The organism is Paenibacillus sp. IHBB 3054 (genome assembly GCF_051594305.1).
Classification (GTDB): domain Bacteria; phylum Bacillota; class Bacilli; order Paenibacillales; family Paenibacillaceae; genus Paenibacillus_AQ.
Genome location: NZ_JBOFBG010000022.1, coordinates 109,364 through 123,193, shown reverse-complemented (window position 1 = coordinate 123,193; position 13,830 = coordinate 109,364). Strand labels below are relative to the sequence as shown.

The 13,830-nt window shown below is 52.7% G+C and carries 9 protein-coding genes; 1 reads left to right on the top strand and 8 read right to left on the bottom strand.

The window, feature by feature from the left end; all coding sequences use genetic code 11:
* Positions 1 to 458: 458 nt before the first annotated feature.
* On the bottom strand, positions 459 to 1,745 hold the full coding sequence (locus ACQ76X_RS22180; RefSeq protein WP_438495952.1) for a Gfo/Idh/MocA family protein: 1,287 nt from the start codon (positions 1,743 to 1,745) through the stop codon (positions 459 to 461).
* A 142-nt stretch (positions 1,746 to 1,887) separates the two neighbouring features.
* Here ACQ76X_RS22180 and ACQ76X_RS22175 point away from each other — a divergent pair, with 142 nt between their 5' ends.
* A complete protein-coding gene (locus ACQ76X_RS22175; RefSeq protein WP_438495951.1) occupies positions 1,888 to 2,703 on the top strand; it encodes a helix-turn-helix domain-containing protein in 816 nt (271 codons plus the stop codon).
* Here the strand turns inward: ACQ76X_RS22175 and ACQ76X_RS22170 are convergent.
* From ACQ76X_RS22170 to ACQ76X_RS22140, 7 genes are all read right to left on the bottom strand, one after another.
* Positions 2,651 to 5,818 (bottom strand): glycosyl hydrolase, encoded by a 3,168-nt coding sequence (locus ACQ76X_RS22170; RefSeq protein WP_438495950.1) that lies wholly within the window; start codon positions 5,816 to 5,818, stop codon positions 2,651 to 2,653. The genes ACQ76X_RS22175 and ACQ76X_RS22170 overlap by 53 nt on opposite strands.
* Positions 5,819 to 5,825: 7 nt before the next feature.
* On the bottom strand, positions 5,826 to 6,827 hold the full coding sequence (locus ACQ76X_RS22165) for a glycoside hydrolase family 130 protein (RefSeq protein ID WP_438495949.1): 1,002 nt from the start codon (positions 6,825 to 6,827) through the stop codon (positions 5,826 to 5,828).
* Positions 6,828 to 6,929: 102 nt separating this feature from the next.
* Positions 6,930 to 7,766, bottom strand: coding sequence for a carbohydrate ABC transporter permease (locus ACQ76X_RS22160; RefSeq protein WP_438495948.1), 837 nt, complete (start codon positions 7,764 to 7,766; stop codon positions 6,930 to 6,932).
* A 13-nt stretch (positions 7,767 to 7,779) separates the two neighbouring features.
* Entirely contained in the window at positions 7,780 to 8,682 is a 903-nt protein-coding gene (locus ACQ76X_RS22155; RefSeq protein WP_438495947.1) for a carbohydrate ABC transporter permease, read from the bottom strand.
* Between the two features lie 100 nt (positions 8,683 to 8,782).
* Entirely contained in the window at positions 8,783 to 10,156 is a 1,374-nt protein-coding gene (locus ACQ76X_RS22150; protein ID WP_438495946.1) for an ABC transporter substrate-binding protein, read from the bottom strand.
* Positions 10,157 to 10,378: 222 nt separating this feature from the next.
* A complete protein-coding gene (locus tag ACQ76X_RS22145) occupies positions 10,379 to 12,007 on the bottom strand; it encodes a response regulator (RefSeq protein WP_438495945.1) in 1,629 nt (542 codons plus the stop codon).
* Positions 11,997 to 13,823, bottom strand: coding sequence for a sensor histidine kinase (locus ACQ76X_RS22140; RefSeq protein WP_438495944.1), 1,827 nt, complete (start codon positions 13,821 to 13,823; stop codon positions 11,997 to 11,999). Before ACQ76X_RS22140 ends, ACQ76X_RS22145 begins: the two co-directional genes overlap by 11 nt.
* Positions 13,824 to 13,830: the final 7 nt, after the last annotated feature.

Here is a 13,830-nt window from a genome sequence, read left to right as displayed (position 1 = left end):
TTACACCCGGTAAATTACTCTAATTCGGCTCTAACATACCATTAAAAGGAAATTGCCCCTCTAATTTTTGGCGAATTAGCTTTTATTCTTCTAACGCCTGATTTAGCGGGTGCATTTCCCTATAATGTCTCTCGATGTGTAATGGCCGTAAAATCAGCGGGCGTTTTTCCCGTTATTGCTCTTAATACCTATTATACCCGCCAGGCGCCAGGCGTCAGAAGCCAGAAGCCAGAAGTCAGGAGTCAGGAGTCAAAAGCCAATTCGGTGCGATCCGTATGCCTGATCGGATTACCGAAGAGTCGCAATAGAAATCTTTAAAGGATTAAGGTGAACCTGGCAGGAACCTACAACTGAATCAATTGGTCTACCTTCAACGGGGAACCTACAGCTGAATCAGTTGGTCTACCTTCAACGGGGAACCTACAGCTGAATCAGTTGATCCACCTTCACCCAGCAACCTACAGCTTGATCAATTGATCTACCTTCACCGGCAGCCCGGTGGCCATGGAGCGGTTGGCCGCGATTCCTGTCATAATCGACCAGGCTCCATCCATATGGGAGGCTGCACGCCGAAACCGATCCTCGGCAGGCCGTTCAAAAATATCCCGCAGCATCACCGGGTCGCCTCCCCCGTGACCGCCGATGCCTTCCTCAATCTCCACTTCATACGGTGCGGCAAATTGCGGATAGACAGTAATCTGCTTATCTTTTACCGCCCCCTCCAGTTCCTTGCCGCCTCCGGCATTGACATAGGATTGTTCTACGACCTTGACCTCCAGCCGCCCCTTAGTGCCGTTGAACACTACATTGAAGCCTTCCCACGGCAGATAAGCATTAAGCGAATAGTTCATAATCGTCTTATTCTTGTATTTGACCATTACACCCATCGTATCCTCAATGCTGATGTTATCGCCGAACACGCTCTGGTCACGCAAATACCCGTCTTCCTGCTCGGTATCCAAATACATCTGTTTCAGCTGCTCGTTATCTTTGAGATGGAGGGCAAACGGATCATTCTGCGCTGCTGCGCTGCCGTGCACCCGCTGATAAAATTCGGTTACTCCCCGGTTCTCGGCATTTTCCCGGCCATAAAAGCGCAAATCGCCCATTGCAAATACTGTATCCGGCTTAGAGTCCAGCCAAAAGTTCATGAGATCGAAATGGTGGGTAGACTTGTGAACCAGCAGGCCGCCGCTGTTGCGCTTATCACGGTGCCATCTGCGGAAATAGTCCGCACCATGCTGTGTATTCAGCAGCCACTCGAAGTTGACAGACAGTACTTCACCAATAGTCCCTTCCATCAAGAGCTCGCGGATTTTGGTATTATGCGGTGCATAGCGGTAGTTGAAGGTCACCCGCAGCTTCTGCCCGGTGCGCTCGATCGCCTCAAGAATCTCCTGGCATTTCTCTACGTCCGTAGTCATCGGCTTCTCGGAGATCACATCACAGCCAAGCTCCATCGCCCGGATGATGTAACGATGATGTGTGCGGTCAATGCTGGTTACAATCACGGCATCGGGACGCGTTTCCGCAATCATCCGGTCAAAATCATGCGCCTTGTAGACAGGAACCTCATGGTATCCGTATTTCTCCACCAGCAGGGTGTTGGCATACGCCATTCTTGCCGCGTTTACATCACAGAAGCCGACGATTTCAGCCGTCTCCCGGTAGTTTCTCGTGATCTCCCCGTAAAAAAACTCCGCCCGGCCTCCGGTACCGACAAATGCATATTTTTTGCTGATCATTGTTATCACTCCATCGCCCATTGATTTGGTTGCGCTTTCTGAATATAGTGTATAGTATAAAATACATCTATTTCTAAGCATTATTTAGCGTTTTGAGTGATACTATGCATATTTTAGCTTCTTATAGGGGAGGCGTGTGAAAATGGAACCCCCGTTCATGATTGAACAAATTAAAAGGGCCGGAACCTTCAGTATGGATTCCGACCATTATCACGACAGCTATGAAATTTATTATCTGCTTGCGGGAGAGCGCAATTATTACATCAACAATCTGGTATATGCACTGCGCAGCGGCGATCTGATCTTTATTAACCGCAACGAGCTTCACCGGACTGTAGCCAAAGGAACAAGCCGCCATGAGCGGATCCTGATCAATTTCCGGCATGACTTTCTTAACAGGCTGATGGAGCAACTCCCGCTGGAGCTTCCCTTTTTCAGTGCACAATGCCTGCTGCTGCGCCCGGATGCGCATGAGCAGGGGATGATCGAGAACCTTCTCTTCGCCATGCTGGAGGAACAGAAGGCGGAGCGGGCGCAGCACATCCCCTTTATGCAGACTCTGCTGGTGCAGCTGCTCATCGGGATGAACCGGATACGGGAGCGGGCTCCGGACAGCATCGTTCCGGTGAACAATGACAAACAGCGCAAAACCTATGAGATTATCGAATATTTACAGACCCATTACGCCGAGAAGCTGACGATAACGGAGCTGTCGGATACCTTTTTTATCAGCAGCACCTATCTCTGCCGCCTATTTAAGCAAACCACCGGCTTCACCATTGTCGAGTACCTCAATACGGTCCGTGTCCAGGAGGCGCAGCGCCGTCTGCGGGATACGAATGACAGAGTCACAAAGATTGCCGAGGAGACCGGCTTTGACAGCATCGCCCATTTTGGACGTGTGTTTAAGGCAATCGCCCGGCGTTCGCCCCTGCAATATCGCAAGCAAAACCGCTGATGTCATTTGTATCCCCAAGAATAGCGGGAGCCGCCGCCAATCCAAAACGCACAAAACAATATCTGTCCTGATACACATGGATGTCCGGTTTCAAATCCTTGTCTGTCCAGCCCGGCTTATCCCTGTAGCTGTCCGGCCCTACCTTGTATACTTCGCCTTTAATATGATGGTGGGGTCCCAGCAGATTGCGGCAGCTGCCGGTCAGCACCAGTACAATTTCATTTACTCCGGGCTGCAAATAAGCGGTAATATCAGCTTCATACGGTTCCCACAGGAAGGTTCGTACCTCGGCCCTGTTAATGAACAGCTTGGTTACAACCGCATCCGGTGCAGAGTGAAACTGAAAGGTCCATTGAGCTCCGGTTGTTTCTTCTCCCCCCAGTTCAAACGTCTGAAATAAATGAATGCTTCCCGCGAAAAACGGAAATCCCTGCTGTGCGAGATCGCCGGTGCATGCCCGCTCTGGAGCTTCAGTCAGTGTAAAGGGTCCTCCGGTCCATAGCGCCCTGCGTTCGGTCTCTTCAAAAACCTCCGCAGCTTCCACACCGAAGGAGCCCAGCAGATAGATGCTTTCTATTTCCTGGTCCAGCGTCAGATTGTTCCCTTCGGCTTCAAATTGCTTGGCCCGCTCCAGCTTGTCGTTGAGCTCGACAGAATGCCTGAACATCCCCTTCAGGGTAATGACATTGCTGCCCCGGATGGCCAACCCTACTATATCAATCTTCTGCAGGGAAGAATCCCTCCACCAGCCGCAGCTTACACTGGAGACTGCACTTCCGTTCAACAGGATTTCCAGTTCCTCAGGCTGTTCAAGCACCAGATACAGCTCCCGCGGACGCTTAGGATCAAAGACCACCTGAAAAACAAATTCCAATTCAAACGCAACAGACCGGCCATAAGCCAACAACTGCTCCTGAATGAAAATCACCGGCTGCGTTTTCGACCATGCTCCGCCTTCCACCCGCAGCCGGGCGGAGTCCAGCGTTAAGCTGTTAAGATCCGCATAGGCAATATCCCACTCCGGGGCGAGTTCCAGCCGTGTGCATGCTTCCACTCTGCTAGGCGGATACGGCAGCTCTGTTTCTTCTGTTATTTCCTCTTCCACCGTTGAACCTAATTTCCCAGCCGCAACAGTTCCTTCCGGCAACGGATCGAGCTTCAGCATGTAGGAACCTCCGGCATACAGCGGTAGCCGCAGCCGGACACTATCCTCCCGGATCTCCTGTCTGAGCGCGTGAAGGCTCCCCGTCTCCAGATCAATCAGTGAGACGGTGCCGGGCCTGGACACTTCCATATGCAACATCGGATAGGACTTCTCACCGGAATTCACGATATAACAGAACACCGCGCCCTCCAGTTCTAGTGTCCGCACATTAAGCGTATCCACCGCAATTGCCGTTCCGTCTTCCTCCGTAATGTGCAGGAACGGCCGGGAAGCAGCGGATACGGCGTGGCCTATCTCATCACGGCTCCATTCGGGATGGACCGCAGTCTGCATGAGGTATGCAAGTCCGCCATCAGGTTCCCCGTTCACCAGCACAGGATAGGGGACGAAGGCTATCAAGTGGCCGCCTTGGGAGACGAACTGCTCCAGCAGCTGAGCAGTTGCCGTATCCAGCGTGAGGCTTGGCGGAACAATGACCACGCGGTATGCTGCCTCACCAACCCACAAACAGCCGCCGCTGACCCGGCCATGGCCGGCAAGGATGCTTTCGCTGCCGTAATCATGCTCGATCAGGCTCTGGCACAGCCACCGGGACAGCTGCGCGAACGCCTCATGAAAGGGAACCACCGCCGAAGAGTCAGCGCCGCGCTGCAGGGTCCAGGCTGTGCGCACCGGATGCAGCAGCAGCACCTCCGCCCGGCCTTTGCCCTCCGCCAGCAGCAGGGACAGCCGGGCGAAGTAGTCATTAAAGCCTTTGTAGTCCTCCCACCAGGGCTGCTGGTAGTACAAGGAAGGCGGGTAGTCCCGCTTCCGCAGGCCCCGCAGCGTATAGCCCTGCAAATGCTGGCACATCAGATTGATGCCGTGCACGAACTGCCACTCCCCGATCTTCCGCAGATCGGCGAAGCTGATGTTCCAGCCCGAGCACCCATAGCTCTCGGTGATCGCGCGTTTCTTGCCCAGCTGGCGGGCCGCCGAGCTCACCTGCTTCGGCACCAGGGCATCACTGCCGACGAACCGGCCCAGCCAGTCGCATCCGGGAATTTGCAAATGCTCATAGAAAGCCATGGGATCGCCGACAGAGGTCACCTGATGCATCAGTTCCTGCTCATCGACAACATGTCCCGTCGCTGACCAGCCTTTATCCGCACACCAATCGCCGATTTGTTTAGCATACGCCTGGGTGAACATAAAGGTCACAGTTTCCCAATAGTCATAGCGGGCTTTGCGGCAGCCTTCCGTTTCCAGGAACAAGGCGGGAAGAATCTCCTTCACATCATAACCCCAGCGGGAGGCGAAGCGCTCCTCCAGCTCGAAGGACCAGGGAAGTCCGCCGCGTCCAAACTGCGGTTCGTCGGTGAACACACCGTGTAGCTCCGCCCCGTAATCTGCGCCAAATTGCTCCCAATACCGTTCGTAGGTCGTCGTGATAAATTCCTGTACAGCCATTTCACTAAGCGTATCTGTATAATACGGATTCACCTCATAGCAGATGCGCAGATCGGCATTCGCCTCCTCATCCGCAGCCAGAAGAATGTACCCCTGCCCTTCTGCTCCACGGGCATAGCATGCAATCATCCGCTCCGCCGCACTCTGGAAGGGAGCCTGCTCATAAACCAGCCTCTTCTGCTGGTAAGGCAGTCCCTTAGCTGGAACCTCTCCCCCCGCGAAGCCGCTGGGCCAGCCGTTCTCATCATAGAACCAGGCGTGCATCCCCAGCTCACGGCTCTTCTCAATGGAGATACGGATGGCGTCCATCCATTCCTCACTCATGTAAGACGTCTGCAGCCCGCCACGGGCATGCATGAAAAAACCGCCAATGCCGACTTTATGCATCTCTTCAATCTGCCGCTCCAACTCCTTCTTCTCCAGCCTGTCATTCCAGGACCAGAGGGGAAGCGGGCGGTACTCCGCCGGCGGATTCTCCAGATGATTCCATATCCTCGTCATCGGCCAATCAGCCTTTCAAGCAGAGCGCGATCAGATCATCCACATGCGCGGTTGCCAGACATTCAATCGTGTCCGCTGAGCCGTAGTAGATTTTGACCTCGCCGCTCTCTTCCAGAATCATCCCGCCCGGAAAAATAACATTATTGCGGAAACCTCCGTCGGTTTCATAACTGGCCTCCGGCGCCAGCAAAGGTTCCTTGCTCATGCCGATAATCCGCTTTGGGTTCTCCAGATCAAGCAGCATGATGCCTGCCGTATACCGTTTCTTCCAGGTAGGCTCCCAGCCATGCTTTCCGCGGGAAGGATCCACATCCACCGCATGGAAGGTCGTCAGCCAGCCTTTGTCCGTCTTCACCGGAGGCGCAGCCGGTCCCACCTTGTCATTGGCGAATGGCACATGCTCTACCCCAAAGAGCAGATCGGCATTCCCCCAGTATTTCAAATCGGGGGATTCAGCAATCCAGGTGTCAAAACGGTCCTTGCCGCCCCGGCTGTACACGGTGAAGGGGCGTTCCAGACGGACATAGTTTCCGCCGATCTTCTCGGGGAACAGCACCATATTGCGCAAATCCGGCGACGACAGGCTGAGGATCTCAAATTCCTCAAAGTCATCCGTCACCGCAATGCCGCCGCGGATGCCATGCTTCGTATCCACCGCAAAACACATATAGCAGCGTCCATCAATGACGGTTAACCGGGGATCATAGGCCCGGATGATTTCCTCATCATGCAGCCTGAAGCATTTCTTCGGACTGGCCTCCCAGTGGATGCCGTCCTCGCTGAAAGCAATCCCGAGGTCTGTCGTATGATGCGGCTCAATGGTCTGATTGCTCAGGGAACCATAGTCATTTCGGAAGACCATCACATACTTGCCTTTGAATCTGGTCACTCCAGCGTTGAATACAAGTGCGGTAGGATAAGGTACGCGCGCAGCATCGAGCACCGGATTGCCGGGGTAGCGCTGAATCAGCGGACTGGATGTAAGGATTGTTGGTACCTGAACTGTCATAATGTAAACCTCCTGGTTGTTGCTTGAAGTATCAAAAGTAGTATTAAACTCATTGTTAGACGTATTTTCGAGATAGTTCCACGCTGTCCGGAAGGAATGTTCCTATCCTTTCAGGGACCCCGCCGTCATCTGCATAAAGGACTTGTTGGCGAACACATAGGCCACCAGAATTGGTAGAATGGACAAGCAGGCCCCCGCCATCATATAGTGGGTCTGCGAAGCGGCGGAAATGCCGTATTTCAGATTAGCCAGGCCGACAGTCAACGTTTGCAGCTCCGGCTTCGTCATCGTGAATACAAGCGGCAGTAGATATTCATTCCAGGCACCGCGGAAGGTGAACAACGCGCCGACGCCGAGGCCGGGGCCAAGCAGCGGCAGGATGATGGTCCAGAAGGTGCGGCCAAGCGAGCTGCCGTCGATCCGCGCGGCCTCATCCAGCTCCCGGGGAATGCCCTTCATAAAGCTGAGCAGGATAAAGAAGATTGAAGCATGCGCGGAAATTAGGATCAGTATGACTCCCCATAAGGAGCTGTGCAGATGCAGCTTCACCATCAGATCGAACTGCGGGCGCAGCACTACTGCGCCGACGGCAACAAACATCGTGAAGGACTGCATACCGATATAGATCCTCTTGCCGAAAAACTCCAGACGGTCCACCACATAAGCTGCCATGGAGGAGACCACCAGAGTGCCCACTACCACCGAGAGGGACACAATTAGACTGTTCATCGTATACGTGGAGAAATTAGCTTGCTTCCAGGCCTCCATGTAGTTGGAAAACTGCCATTTGCTTGGCAGGAAGGTCGCACCCGTAGTCAGCTCACTGTTCGTTTTGAACGAGCCGAGAATAGTGATTACGACAGGAATTAAAGTAATAAAGGCGAACACCAGCAAAAAGCACCATAATGACGTCTTTCCCAATAACGTTTTGGTTCTCATGTCACATCTCTCCTCAATCGATCCGATTCATTCGCCGGGACGCATAGAAATAAATGATGGAAATCATCCCTACGATAAGCGCAGAAACGAACGCGACCGCACTGCCGTATCCAAACTCCTGCACCTGGCTTGAGGCTGCGCCGCCGCCGACAGGAAAGAACAGCTTATACAAGTACAGGAACATCACTTCCGTCTTGCCCGCAGGTCCGCCTTCCGTCAGCACCATAATGCTCTCATAGCCCTTCAGTGCGTTGATGATCGCCAGCATAATGACCATCTGCAGGACCGGACCGAGCATCGGCAGAGTAATGAACCGGAACTGCTGTATTTTATTGGCTCCATCCAAAGAGGAGCTCTCATAAACATCCTCGGGTATATTCTGCAGTCCGGCCAGAAACAGCAGCATGTAATTGCCCACCGCGCCCCACACAGCGACAAGAATGACCGTAAGCATGGCATGTTTCGGACCGAGCCAGTCAATGCCGGAGGATGTAATGTTAAATTTGATCAGGAACTGGTTAAGAATTCCGTTGTAAGAATTGAATATGGTAAAAAAGACCACGGCCATGACAGCCGTACTGATCACCGTAGGCATGAAAAAGATAGCCCGCAACACCTGTCTGCCTCTGAGTTTGCGGTTCAGAATCGCAGCCAGCAGCAATGAAAGCGGGATGGAGAGCAGCAGCTTTCCTCCCGCATATACAAAAGTGTTGACAACCGAGTCCCAAAACTGGGTATCCTGCAGAATCCGGGTAAAATTATCTAAACCGATAAAGCGGGCCGTTCCATAACCTTTGTAATTGTAGAACATATAGCGGAATGCCCAGGCAATCGGATAGATGCCCAGCACCAGTGTGAGCAGTGCGCTGGGCAGCAGATAGCTGTAAGCAAAAACAGCGTTTTTGGTTTTGCGCATAGGATCTCTTCAGACTCCTTTCCTGTCTTGCTGTATATAGATAAGGATGGGGAGAGCCTCCCCCTCCTTATCCGATCTCTACATCTTCATGGCGTTGGACTTACTTGGCGAATTTCCCGCCAAGCTGAGCCGGGTCAAAACCAGCGTCCGGTTCGGCTTTCAGACCGTCGTTCTTCATCGCATCGTCAAGCGCCGCATTGTACCGTTTGTTCAGATCTGTGATGATAGCATCCAGATCGCCGCCGTTCAGCATGTACTTGAAGAACGCGTCATCCGATTTCATGCCCTCCGGCGCAACAGTAGGATAGACCGGCCATACGCCGTCATATTTGTTTGGCAGGAAGCCTTCGATTCCGTTGACCTCCGGCGTCTTTGCTGCGGCGCTGATGGAAGGCACCATCGAGATACCGTAGCCGTTTTCCTGATACGCCGTAAGCATCTGATCACTGTACATGAATTCCATGAACTTCCATGCGGCATCCTTATGCTCCGATTTGGAGCTCAGCGCAAGCCATTGTCCACCGAGGAAACCGGAAGCCCCCTTCACATTGCCGTCAATCGTTGGAGCGGGAGCCGCAGCCCAGTCGATTTTGGCCGGAAACTGTTTGCTATATACGCCAGGCTCCGAGGAGAAGCTCAGATACATTCCGATCTTGCCTTCGGCAAATTGTGCCCGCAGCGGGTCGATATCCAGCGACTCAACACCCGGCAGCATGCTCCCGTTATCCTTGATCTGCTTGAACGCTTCAATGATCGGCTTGAAGCCGCTGAAGTCAAACCTGGCCGTCTTGAAGTCATACCCGAAACCGCCGAAACCGCTCATTTCAGCAATGACCCGTGAAGAGCGTCCAAGCGCACTGGGCGGATTCTTAAAGTTCTGGGCGAAGCCATACGCACCATCCGCTTTCCCCGCTTCGGTCAGCTTTTTGGCGGTGTCCACCAATTCCTGCAGGGTCGTTGGCGGGTTCTGGATGCCTGCTTTGGCGAACAGGTCTTTGTTATAGATGAGACGCATCGTCGTTCCATAGTTGGGAAGGCTGTAGCGTTTGCCGTCAAATGTGTTCAGATCGACCATTTCCGGAAATTTCGCTTTCAACTCCTCACTCAGGTACTCGTCAATCGGAGCCAGATACTCCTTTTTATAAAAGGTGCCAATCGTATTCTCCTTCACCCGGATGATGTCCGGGGCGTCGGAGGTCTGGAATGAAAGATCTAGTGCGGTATCGAAATCATCACCCTTGACGACCAGTTCCACCTCGATGCCGTCGGTGTTCGTTTCATTGAACTCGGCCACCTTTTCTTTCACAAATTCGGCGTCATGGCGGTCTCCCGTCCAATAGCTGATTTTGGTCTTTTCTCCCGGTGCTGATCCGCCTGTCTCTCCGGATTTATCCGTGGTATCGGAATTGCCGCATGCGGTCAGGCCGAATGCCAATACTACGCTTGATGCAGTCAGAAGCAGTTGTTTCCTCATTGCTGTTAGCCCCCTTATATTTCAATACTGATTCCCTACACCTTGATTATAGGGCAGCTCCATAATCTGCATAATGCGGGTAAGCCCACATTAAGGGCAGCTTTCTGCTGAAATAATGCCAAACGGGGATGAGTCTCCGCTGTTTAAGCAGATCGTTCATCCCCGTGGTGTTGACAGATATGTTGAGGCCAGGTCACGCTAGCAGACGCGATTCACCCGGCATCAACCTTTGCCCAGATAAGATATTTTAAACTCCGAAGGTGTCATATCGGTGGACTTCTTGAACACCTCACTGAAATAGCGGCGGTGCTCGTAGCCCAGCTCTATGGCGATTTCCTGCACCTGCATGCCTTCAATCAGCATACTTTTAGCCTTCTCCATCTTTTCATGCGTGACAAACTGCTGAAAGGAAATGCCCGCTACCTTCTTGAACAGGTTAGAGAAATATCCCTGGCTCAAATTGATCTGCTTCGCCACCTGCTCCAGTGTCAGGCTGGTATGGAGATTGGCACAGATATACGCTTTTGCCCGATGAATAATCAGAGTGGACTCCATGGAACGCTCCTCTTCAATCCAGCGGCAGCCTTCCGCACACAACCCTTCCAGCAGCGTGCGTATCTCCTGCAGAGAAGGGGAATGCCGGTTCCTCAGCCGGTTCACCTGCTGCTCTAGTGGCTGAACCTTCTCGTAGGGGAACAATTCCAGCATAACCCGGCAGATTTTGAACGCCAGCTCATAACCGATGTTCTCTACGTACTGCGGCTCGGGCAGCGGGTCCAACTGCAGTAGCTCGTCAAAAATATACCGCAGCACCTGCTGGCTTTTGTCGCGGTTGCCCGAACGGAGCGCGAACAGAAATTCCTGTTCAGCGGCAACGGAATAATTGTTCACGGACCGGGGTTTATGGACGATACTGGAATAACTGTACACAGCATTTCCGTCTGTATAGAAATGATAAGCCAGCGCGCTGAGCGCCTGTGCGTAGGAATCCGCAAGCTCATGTACCGTTGATACGCAAAGTCCCGTTCCTACCGAGATCGTACACCGGGAATATCGGCTGATATTGGCACAGCAAGCCTCCGCAATCTGCTCGGCAGTACCGGGATCCTCACCGTTCATCACGCAAACGTAACGGTTCGTTGCCTCCCGGAAGATAATCCCCCGCGTCCGGGAGCGTATCGTCTCCTCCAGTATATTTTGCAGGCTGAAGCGGACAAGCTCGATCTCCTGCACCGGCTGGCTGCCGAACTTCTCAGAAAAATGATCAATCTCCGCGATAAATACGATGAAATTCTCCTGATTCAGCGGAATCCCTAAATACTCCCAGCGGGATTTCGCGCTATGTTCCGTGGTCTGATGCTGCATCAGAAAGGTCAGATACTCCTGGCGGAGAATCGGCAGACTTTCTTTGATTTTGGCTTCCATTTCCCTGATTTTCTCCTGCTCCTCACGCTCCTGCAAGCATATCGCCTTGGCCTTCAGCACCACATTCACAATCTCTTCGAGTGAAAACGGCTTTTTGACAAAATCCATCGCCCCGAGGCGGATCGCCTGCTGCGCATAAGAAAACTCTGAATATGCGCTGAGGATAATGATTTTGCACTGGGGCGCAAATTCCAGAATTGCCCGGGTCATCTCAAGCCCGTCCATGCGCGGCATCCGGATGTCCGTAAGCACGATATCAGGCTTGCACCCGCGGATCATCTGCAGTCCTTCTTCGCCATCGAGCGCTGTCCCTACCACTTCAATGCCGTGCTTTTGCCAGTCCGGCTTGCGGGCAATCATATCCACCACACTTCGGATATCATCGATAACACAAATTTTGAGCAGCCTAGGCACTCTATATTCCATAGCTTCCTCCCTCCCCCCTCAGCGGGCTGAGCGGTATCCATAAATCAGTGCGGGAGCCAGCGCCCGGTTCACCGGACAGCTCCATCCGCGCCTCACCGCCGTAATATAACATCAGCCTATGCCTGATATTGACCAGTGCATAGCCTTTTTTGGAAACTTCACGTTTGTGCATTCCTTGCTTCACCTTCACAACATCCATTCCCTTGCCGTTGTCCTCCACCACAATATGCAGCATGGAATGCTCCGTGGAAATCCGCACTTGAATGACACCGCCCCTTCGGCGGTCCGCAAAGCCGTGCTGGATGCTGTTCTCCACAATCGGCTGCAGCAGGATCTTGGGGACCGGGAAGGACAACAGCTCTTCTTCTCCGATATCAACCTTGTACTGGAACAGATCTTCATAGCATTTTTGCTGGATGGCGCAATACTGCTGCACATGGGAAAGCTCGTCCTCCAGCGGAATCAGATCCTTGCCGCCGCTGAGGCCCAGCTGGAACATTTGCGACAAGGCCAGAATCATCTCGTTTACATCGTCATTTTCACCCATCACCGATTTGCAGTAGATCGTATTCAGCGTATTGTAGAGAAAATGCGGTTCCATCTGGGCTGTCAGCGCCCGGATTTCGGCATGGCGTTTGCCCTCTTCGTTCTGTCGCACATCCTCGATCAGGCTTTTGATTTCGGTCATCATCCGGTTAAACTGGAAGCCAACCTGGGCAATCTCGTCATTATATTTGCTCTCAAAAGACACACTTAGCTGGTTCTCCTCCACCCTGCGCATCAGTCTGCTCAGCTTGAAGAGCGGCTTAAGGAGGGCGGCTGTCAGTTTGTTCGAGAAAAACCATGTGGTCAGCAGAAACACCAGAATGACATATAGAATTGTCCGCTGCACCCCCTTCAGCTGTCCGAGAAGCTGATCCTTGGACTGTATCCCGGCCAGGATCCAGTTCGGCGCAATTATCGATTGCTTATAATTGACCAGATAATCTTCTCCGTCAAAAGGGTAAAAGAAGTTCCCCTCGCTACTAGTGGTGCTGTCACGCAGAAATGCCGGGTCCTTCGGCGGCTCCTCGCGGGTGAACCCGCCGCTCTGCACCACCGCTTCGCCTTCCTTGTTCAGCAGCAGGTATTCCCGGTCATTGCCGGAGCTGTTCTGATTCAGCAGCGAGGTAATCCGGTTCTCCCGGAGGTTGACGACGATGAACACATTCGTAATCGGCGTATGCTCATATATTCCCCGCACCACAAAAGAAACGACACGCTGATTGCCTGTAAACAGCCGGTCGTAATGGGCTTTGGCCCAATAACCGCCGGGATTTTTTTTACTGTTGTCGTACAGCTCCGAGCCGTAAAATGAATGATCTTGCGCCCGCACCTGCGTTGTCGAGTAGAAATCGCCGATTGGCGTTGCAATAAGAACGTTCTCAATAATCGGTTCATTGAAGGTGGCCTGGGAGAGTACATACTGCATTTCCGACAAATGGACATAGTAATTTTTCACATCATGAGCTTGAACATCGATCATCATCTGCCTGTAGGCATCACTCAGCATCAGCGATTGTACCGACATGGCCACATCATTCAGTCTGTAATCGAGCAGCTGCATGGTCTTGTCCACCGTTTCCCTGCTGGTCTCAAAGGCGTTGTTCTGAATTTCCTTCCCGGCAATCCGGTAGGTTAACAATCCCATCGCACTGATTGACAGCGTTATCAACAGAATGAAAGAGAACAGCACTCTCTGTTTGATCGATATCTGATAAAATCTGTCGCTAAGCTTCTCCCGGATCAGCCCGCCCCACCTTCTCAGGGATTTCATGGAGGTA

Coding starts and splice junctions, on each gene's coding strand:
- ACQ76X_RS22170 (WP_438495950.1), bottom strand. CDS start 5,818: ATGACGAGGATATGGAATCATCTGGAGAATCCGCCGGCGGAGTACCGC.
- ACQ76X_RS22165 (WP_438495949.1), bottom strand. CDS start 6,827: ATGACAGTTCAGGTACCAACAATCCTTACATCCAGTCCGCTGATTCAG.
- ACQ76X_RS22160 (WP_438495948.1), bottom strand. CDS start 7,766: ATGAGAACCAAAACGTTATTGGGAAAGACGTCATTATGGTGCTTTTTG.
- ACQ76X_RS22140 (WP_438495944.1), bottom strand. CDS start 13,823: ATGAAATCCCTGAGAAGGTGGGGCGGGCTGATCCGGGAGAAGCTTAGC.
- ACQ76X_RS22150 (WP_438495946.1), bottom strand. CDS start 10,156: ATGAGGAAACAACTGCTTCTGACTGCATCAAGCGTAGTATTGGCATTC.
- ACQ76X_RS22180 (WP_438495952.1), bottom strand. CDS start 1,745: ATGATCAGCAAAAAATATGCATTTGTCGGTACCGGAGGCCGGGCGGAG.
- ACQ76X_RS22155 (WP_438495947.1), bottom strand. CDS start 8,682: ATGCGCAAAACCAAAAACGCTGTTTTTGCTTACAGCTATCTGCTGCCC.
- ACQ76X_RS22145 (WP_438495945.1), bottom strand. CDS start 12,007: ATGGAATATAGAGTGCCTAGGCTGCTCAAAATTTGTGTTATCGATGAT.
- ACQ76X_RS22175 (WP_438495951.1), top strand. CDS start 1,888: ATGGAACCCCCGTTCATGATTGAACAAATTAAAAGGGCCGGAACCTTC.